The 7,539-nt window shown below is 63.4% G+C and carries 10 protein-coding genes; 1 reads left to right on the forward strand and 9 read right to left on the reverse strand.

Going from position 1 to position 7,539, the window contains the following annotated elements; all coding sequences use genetic code 11:
* A partial coding sequence (locus CCR95_RS22880; RefSeq protein ID WP_201098805.1) for an NHLP leader peptide family RiPP precursor occupies positions 1-244 on the reverse strand: 244 nt, incomplete at its 3' end.
* 106 nt (positions 245-350) lie between these two features.
* On the opposite strand from CCR95_RS22880, the gene CCR95_RS22885 reads away from it, so the two are divergent.
* Complete coding sequence (locus CCR95_RS22885; RefSeq protein ID WP_201098806.1) at positions 351-575, forward strand: hypothetical protein; 225 nt, start codon at positions 351-353, stop codon at positions 573-575.
* Between the two features lie 104 nt (positions 576-679).
* Here CCR95_RS22885 and CCR95_RS25660 read toward each other — a convergent pair whose 3' ends face one another.
* The 8 genes from CCR95_RS25660 to CCR95_RS22930 all read right to left on the reverse strand — a co-directional run.
* Positions 680-1,210, reverse strand: coding sequence for an NHLP leader peptide family RiPP precursor (locus CCR95_RS25660; RefSeq protein WP_242523443.1), 531 nt, complete (start codon positions 1,208-1,210; stop codon positions 680-682).
* A 362-nt stretch (positions 1,211-1,572) separates the two neighbouring features.
* Entirely contained in the window at positions 1,573-1,830 is a 258-nt protein-coding gene (locus CCR95_RS22900; RefSeq protein WP_201098807.1) for an NHLP leader peptide family RiPP precursor, read from the reverse strand.
* Positions 1,831-2,118: 288 nt separating this feature from the next.
* Positions 2,119-3,231, reverse strand: a complete 1,113-nt coding sequence (locus CCR95_RS22905; protein ID WP_242523444.1) for an ISAs1 family transposase — start codon at positions 3,229-3,231, stop codon at positions 2,119-2,121.
* Between the two features lie 136 nt (positions 3,232-3,367).
* On the reverse strand, positions 3,368-4,066 hold the full coding sequence (cuyB, locus tag CCR95_RS22910) for a cysteate racemase (protein WP_201098811.1): 699 nt from the start codon (positions 4,064-4,066) through the stop codon (positions 3,368-3,370).
* On the reverse strand, positions 4,054-5,343 hold the full coding sequence (locus CCR95_RS22915; protein WP_201098813.1) for a dicarboxylate/amino acid:cation symporter: 1,290 nt from the start codon (positions 5,341-5,343) through the stop codon (positions 4,054-4,056). The genes cuyB and CCR95_RS22915 overlap by 13 nt, the downstream gene beginning before the upstream one ends.
* 9 nt (positions 5,344-5,352) lie before the next feature.
* The gene (locus CCR95_RS22920) at positions 5,353-6,294 is read right to left on the reverse strand and encodes an ABC transporter substrate-binding protein (RefSeq protein ID WP_242523445.1); all 942 of its coding nucleotides are present in this window, start codon (positions 6,292-6,294) and stop codon (positions 5,353-5,355) included.
* Between the two features lie 23 nt (positions 6,295-6,317).
* Positions 6,318-7,160, reverse strand: a complete 843-nt coding sequence (locus CCR95_RS22925; RefSeq protein WP_201098814.1) for a transporter substrate-binding domain-containing protein — start codon at positions 7,158-7,160, stop codon at positions 6,318-6,320.
* On the reverse strand, positions 7,157-7,539 hold a 383-nt coding region (locus tag CCR95_RS22930), incomplete at its 5' end, for a PP2C family protein-serine/threonine phosphatase (protein ID WP_201098815.1). The genes CCR95_RS22930 and CCR95_RS22925, both read right to left, overlap by 4 nt.

The following is a 7,539-nucleotide window of genomic DNA, read 5'->3' on the forward strand; positions in this document are numbered from 1 at the left end:
CCCAACCCACACCGCCAACAGCGCCAGTAATCACCCCGTCGGACAGATCAGTGGGACAGGCAGGGATGACCAGATGAAACACCTGCTCGGTGTTTTCCGCGACCTTGACGCTGACGCCGGCGGGAACCTCGATCCCCTCCGCCGCCAGCGTCCCGACCGGATCGGCCAGCAGCCGCTGCTTGAAGGCGTCATCCGCCCAGCACTTGGCGATGAGTTGCTGATACTGCCTCGCTTGGTCGTTCATGGCGTGATCCTGTGGTTAAAGGCGCCTCGTGAGGTCACACGGCGGCGGGTGAGGAGCCGAACCCGCGCGGCGGTTCGCGCCGGGAGTTTACGCCCATGGGAGCGGGATGGTTGCAACGATCCATTCATCGACCGACGCCTCGCCCGTGCCCGCCGGCTTCATTGAGCCGGGAGCCGATCTCGACCGGCTCCGGCAGGACGTGTGGCGTTGGTCTCGATGGCTGCGCGGCGGGCTGTGCGGCCGGGTCGGCACCAAGGGGCGATTCATCGGGATCTGGGTCGCCGTGCTGAAACGGCTTCACCTCACCGGCGACGGCATCCACCCGCGCTGAGCGGCCTCCGGCCGCGCGCGGGTTGGGTGGTCAACGGTTCCCATCTGGGCGCGTTCTGTGCTCGGGTGCCGGCTACCGTCGCATTATATTGACCTAAGCACGACTCACATAGGTCGGCACAATGGGTTTGTAGAGCCGGCTTCGCACGGCATAAATGTAGGGCCGCTTCCCCCCGCGATATGTGCCAAGTCTTCATCCGAGAGTTCCGTCTGCCGCTCTGGGATCACCAGAGTGAAGGTGTGCGCGGTGTTCTCCACCACATCGATCATGAAACCTTCTGGCACCTCCATACCCTCGGCGTTGAGCGTCCCGGTCGTGTCGCCCAAGAGCCGCTGCTTGAAGTCGTCGTCGGCCCAGCACTTGGCGATGAGTTGCAGACACCGTGGACATTGATCGTACATGGCGTTCTGCTGTGGTTGATGATCTTCGTCCGAGAGATCCGTCGATCGTGCTGGGATCACCAAGGTAAAGGCGTGCGCGGTGTTCTCCACCACATTGACCGTCAAACCTTCAGGAACATCTAGACCCTCGGCTTTGAGCGTTCCGGCCGGGTCGCCCATGAGCCGCTTTTTCAAGGCCTCGTTGGCCCAGCACTTGGCGATGAGTTGCTGACACCGTGGGCATTGATCGTACATGGCGTTCTCCAGTGGTGGATGATGGCCCCTCGGGACAACCGCGACGGTTCGGGCGAGAAGCAGGAACCCGGACCGCTTGACCTGATCGGGACGCGGCACACCGCCTTCATCGGACCAGCCATGGAGAGGCCAGCGTCAGAAGGCTACCATCCAAGGCATCGCACCGTATCGTGTGGAATCGACCGACTGATCGAACGTGCGCGCCGACTTCATGAGCAGGGAGTCGATTTCGACCGGCTCCGGCAGTCCGTGCGACGTTGGTCTGCATGGCGGCACGGCAGGCTGCGCGGCCGGGTCACTACCAAGGGGCGGTTCACCCACCTCTGGATCACCGTCCTCAAGCGACTTCACCGCACCGACCCTTATAAGTACATCCTAACCGCATACGCACCGTCAACACCACGAAGGTCATCGTCGGACAACTCTGACGGTCGGGCGGGGATGACCAGATGAAACACCTGCTCGGTGTTTTCCGCGACCTTGACGCTGACGCCGGTGGGAACCTCGATTCCCTCCGCCGCCAATGTCCCGGCCGGATCGGCTAGCAGCCGCTGCTTGAAGGCGTCATCCGCCCAGCACTTGGCGATGAGTTGCTGATACTGCTTTGCTTGGTCTTTCATGGCGTGATCCTGTGGTGAAAGGCGCCTCGTGAGGTCACGCGGCGGCGGGTGAGGAGCCGAACACGCGCGGCGGTCCGCGCCGGGAGTTTACGCCAATGGGGAACCTATAGTAGCAACGATCCAGCCATCGACCGACGCCTCGCCCGTGCCCGCCAGGGCGAGCGCGTTTAAATCCATCGCGTTACACATATCTTTGTAAGTTACTGAAACTTAAACAACACAAACCGGAGCGTGTTATATAAAAATCAGCAAGTTACAGACTTGTGTGTAATGGTATGGTTTAAATCCTCAGCCGAACACGACCTTGGCGCGGTAGTCGTCATTCCACGCGGCCTTGCGGCGCTTCTTGGCCAAACTGATCGCCGACCCCTCCTGATCGAACAGGTTCATGCTCAGGTGGCGCACCGAGGTCATGATGGCAGGGGCCTGGCCCTTGCGGATGCGGCTCGCATCGTCACCAAAGATCACGTCCAGGCGCCAGTGCAGGCGGTTTTCCACGCCCCAGTGCTCGCGCACGGCGTGGGCGAAACGGGCGGCATCGGGCGCAATGGAGTTGATGAAGTACCGGCGCTCAAGGCTTTCCTGGCCGTTGCTAACACAGGCGCGCTCGACCATCCCGATGCTGCGCAAGCCGGCCCACCGAGCCACGTTGGGCAGGGTCCGCAGATCGTCGGTGATCCAGTAACGGCGCACCTCCATCCGACCATGATCTTTGTCCAGTTCCTCCGTGAAGTCAGCCTGGACATGGGCAAAATCAGCCTGTTGCGCGACGCTCCAGTAGTCTTCAACGGCCTCCTGCAGGGTGCTCTGGTTGCCCTTCAGACCCAAGACATAATCAGCGCCTTGCGCGATGATCTGGGCGGCGATCGCGGTCTGGCAGCCCATGGCATCAATGGTCACTAAACACCCCTTCAACTCCAGCAGTTCCAACAACTTGGGGATGGCGGTAATCTCATTGGACTTCTCGCTGGTCGCCTCTTGGCCCAACACGAGGCGATTGTGACAGGCCCAGGCGCTGACCATGTGCAACGGCGAACGCCCCCGCCGGCGGTCGCGCGAACCGCGGGCCGTCTTCCCGTCGACGGCGATCACCTCCCCGTCCGTGATCTCGGCCACCGACTGGGTCCAACTCAACAAACACGCCTGAAATCCCTTCGGGGAGAGACGCGCGATCACGTTGGCAATGCAGTCATCGGAAGGCACGCCATTTTCAAAGGGGGCAAACTGACGCAACCAATCCAGCTTTTCGCGTCCGAAATCCTCGATCGCCTCCCAGCCGTCCGCCCCACTGACGACCGCGCAAATCGTCAACAGCACAAGATCGGCCAAGGCATGCCGCTTTCGACGCTCGATCCGAGGGTCTTCCAAGGAGGTGAAATGTTCAAGAATGCTTGCTGACATGAGAAACTCCAACCGTCGTTTCTCGCTAGCATCCGTCAACTACCCGAAAAACGGAATGTTTAAATGCGCTCGCCCTGCCGTGCCCGCCGGCTTACGCGCCAATGCCAACCAAGATGTGTGCGTTCGATCTTAAGGATCAGACGCAATTCCAACCGCGTTGCAATGCGTACTCCACCGCGTAACGCGCCAGTTCCAAGGTACAGTCGATCAAGCGCAGTTTATGCCGTTCGGCATGGGCGACGGCGAGCGGTAGTTCAGTACAGCCCAGGATCACCGTCCGCACATCGCGCGCGCGGGCGTTGACGAGCACCCGATTCAGACAGGCGCCGGCCGCCGAGGGTTGTCCGGCCTTGATCAGCCGAATGCAATCGTCCACCGCGACTTGGTCGTCGTCCGGGGATGGGATGTCGAAGGGTATCTCGCAGGCGGCCAGCTCGCGCTGAAAGAAGCCCGAGGCCAGGGCGCCACGGGTGGCCAGGATCAGGGCGCGCTCGCCCCGAGGTGCCCGCGACACCGCCGCGCGCGCAATGTGCAGGATGGGCGCGCGACTTGCCGCGCTGAGTTCGTCGTACCAATGATGCGAGGTGCTGCACGGAATGGCGACCAGACCCACGTCGGCGCGGTTAAGCATTGCGATCCCTTCCTTGAGAGCGGGTAGCGGATCCTGGCCGCGCCCGAGAATCGCGGCGCTGCGATCAGGGATCCGAGGCAGCGTGACCACCACGACCGGCAGGTGATCCTGATCGCGGCGGGCGGGCGTCAGCGCCACCAGCTTGGCCATGAAGTCGACCGTCGCGGCCGGCCCCATCCCGCCAAGGACGCCTATGAAAGACATGCGGTCTCCGTGACCCGCGCGGGACGCGCGCCGATCAACGCCACCGAGGCGGTGTTGCCGATCACGAGCACCAGCGTGCGCAGAATGTCGCAGAGGGGGTCGACCGCCAGAAACAGGATGAAGGCCGCCTCGAACGGCAGCCCGAGATAGCCGCAAACGATGCTGGTCAGGGAGACGATCGCCAAACCCGTCATGCCGGCCGAGGCGAACCCGGCCAGGATGGACGCCGTGATGACCAGCGCGAGTTCGCCGGCATCGAGCGCGAGCCCGTAAAGCTGGGCGATGAACAGGGTTGCGCAGACGTAATAGACGATTGGACCAATGCGCAACAGAGATACGCTGAGCGGCACCAGCAACTCGACCTGGGCGCGGGCAAATCCCAATAGCCGGGTGAGCGCGTCGATCATGACCGGCATGCAGATCACGCTGTTGCGCGTGGCGATCGCCAGCGCGAAGGGTCCGCGCAACGCGGCGAGCGTGGCGCCCAGGGACAATGGGCCGCGCTGCCAGAGGATCCAGATCGCCAGCAGGAGCAGGAGCGCCGAGGCCAGCGCGAAGGCGGCCACGAATTGCGCCATGGCCAGCAGCGGCTCGACGCCGGTCTTGGCTAGTTGTCCGGCGCTCATGGTCAGCAGCACCAGCGGCAGCAGATAATTCATCCACTGCATGATCGTCTGACAGCCCTGATAGAGGGTCTCCAGGGTCTTGCTAAAACCGTCCGAGACCTCCCTCGGCACCTGACCGACGGCGATGCCGATCAGGATGGAAAACACCAGGATCTTGAGCGTCTCGTCCTTGGTCAGCGCCGCGAAGATGTTGGATGGCACCAGACTGAGCAGCAGCGTTTCCAGGCCCGTCGCGGGCGGTCGCGGATCCGTTCCGTGGAGTTCCATGGCGAGGTTGTTGGAGTGAAGGTCGCCGCCGACGATCTCGCCAAAGGTGTCCAGCGTTTCCGGCGGTAGATCGGCGCCGGGGCGTAGCGTCAGCATCGTACCGGCACCGATGACGGCGGCGGCGAGCGCGAAGACCGCGAACACCAGCAAGACCCGGCCAAAAAGCCGTCCGCCGCTGCCTTCCTGGATCAGACGTTGCGTGCTGAGGATGACGGCCGACAGCATGAAGGGCAGCACGACCATCTTCATCAGATCCAAATAGACATGGCCCACGAACGCCAGCTTCAGCGACCACTCGGGCAGATAGGCGCCCAGCGTCAGGCCGCCCGCCAGACTGAGCAGGATGATCCAGGGGTTTAGCGCCAGATTTTTCAGCCAGGTCATGAGGGTGACTCACCGTGAGTGCGTATCGGCATGCAGAACCTTGTCGATATCCAGTTTGCTGACGCGCTGCGCGAGAAACAGATTGACGACATCAAGCAGCACCGGATCGTCCACGCCGACGGCGATGCTCAGCGTGTCCTCAAGATCGGTCAGCGTCACGGTGCGCAGGGTCAGCGAGGCGGTGGGATCGCTTTTCAGCAGACGTTTGATTTCGAATTCGTCTCGATAGACGCCAATGATTTCGCCCGTCCGCACCGCCCGGACGGCCTCTGACCAGTTTGGATAGGTCTGGATGTTGGCCTGGGGGAAATGGTGCGCGGCGAAGTCGGCAAAGGAGGAGTTGGCGATCACGCCGAGAGTGCCGCCGAAATCGCGCACGACGCGCTGAACCGGCCTGTCCATGGCGAGTTGCGCGAGCGCGAGCCGGTTGAACGCCAGCGCATGCTTGAGCCTAAGATAAGGCTCGGAAAAGCGCACCTGTTGCGCTCTGGCCAGCGTACGCGACAGCTTGCTGATGCCAACATCCGCCTCCTGTCGGGCCACCAGATCGATCACCTCGTTGAAGCTTTGGGCCTGGCGGTTAAAGCGCACCGCGACCTGAAGCTCGCGGGCCAATTCGTTGGCCATCTCCACCTCCAGCCCGACAAGCCGGCCATCGCGAAGGTAGAAAAACGGCGGGGTATCCATGCCTGCCATGGCCACCACCAGTTCCCCGCGCGCGACGATGCGGGCCATGTCGGGGGCGAGGCGTCGGCCATCGGCGACCGAGACCAGGGGGGCGGAGCGCGTCTCGACCGTTGCCCGAGGGACTTCGGCCTGAATCGCCGTGCTCAGTGTCAGGAACCCGATGAACAGTGCGATGGTCCAGCGCCGGCGCAGGTTGAGCGCAACGGCGCCGGGCAGGGCGTTCGGCAAGCGCATCATGAGATGACTCGGGTGGAAGACGCTCATCTGCGGTCAGATCCAGGTTCGGATTAAGGCGCTGCCTGTCGCCACTCGGCTTCCATCCGCCGACTGAACTCGGAACGGGGGATGCCCCATTTTTCCTCCAGTCGACCCAGCAGGCCGCTCCGGTGCCAGTGGACGATGGCCTCCGAGATGACGGCCTCCAGACGACCACCGCGCGCGTCACGACGCAGGGCCACGGCCCAGCCGGTCGGATAGAGGGCGGGCAGGATCATCTCGTAGCGCTCGGCCAGCTCGCGATCCTGCAACATGACCGCGAACACCGCGGTATCGCCGAGAAAGCCGTCGCAGCGTCCGTCGCGCAGCGCCGCCAGCGCGATCTCGGCGCTGTAGAGGGCCACGATATCCGCCCCGTACTCGACCGCGATCGGGCGGTTATAGAAAGAGCCGCGCCGCGAGCAGATTCGCCGGTTGCGCAGTTCGGACCACTCTTTGAAGCCTGCGGAACGGCGCGCGAGCAGACCGGCACCCGATTCGTAGTAATAGGGCGACACCAGGGTCAACTGGGTGAGACGCTCCGGCGTGACGTTCAGGGTGGCGATCACGATGTCCACCTTCCGCGTTTCCAGCGCGGAAACCCGCTCGGCCGACAGAACCGGAACCAGCGTGAGATCCACGCCCAGTCGCTCGGCCAGGTCCCGGGCGAGATCCGGCTCCAGGCCGACGATCTCGCCGCTGGTCTTGTCCAACTCGCCCCAGGACGGCACATCCGCCTTGACCCCGACCAGCAGTGTCCCGCGGGCTTGAATCTCGGCGAGTAAATCATCTGTGGCCGTCGCGGCGTTGAACCAAAGCGCCAGCATGGCCGTCAGCGCCCAGAACAGGATTCTCATCCCTGGCAACCGGCTCATCGCTCGGCCTCCATCGTCCGCGCAGGATCGACCCCGTGATAGCGCAAGGCGACACAGGTAATGTCGTCGGACTGCTCGACCCCGTTGGCGAATCGATCCACCGCCGCCAGCACCCGTTCCACCGCCGCGCGTGGATCCGGCGGCGGCTGGTCGACGAAGAGCGCGGACAGGCGTTTGGTCCCAAACTCCTCATAGGCTTCGTTCATGGCCTCGGTGACGCCATCGCTGAACATCAACAGCGTATCGCCGGGGCGCAACTGGACCGACGCGGCGGCATAGTCGAGTCCGTCCATCGCGCCCAGGGCCATCCCCCAGGTGAGCGCCAGTTCAGCCACCTGGCCATCGGCATGAATCAGCAAGGGCGATGGATGTCCCGCGT

It is taken from the genome of Thiocystis minor, from assembly GCF_016653465.1.
GTDB classification, from domain to species: Bacteria; Pseudomonadota; Gammaproteobacteria; order Chromatiales; family Chromatiaceae; genus Chromatium; species Chromatium minus.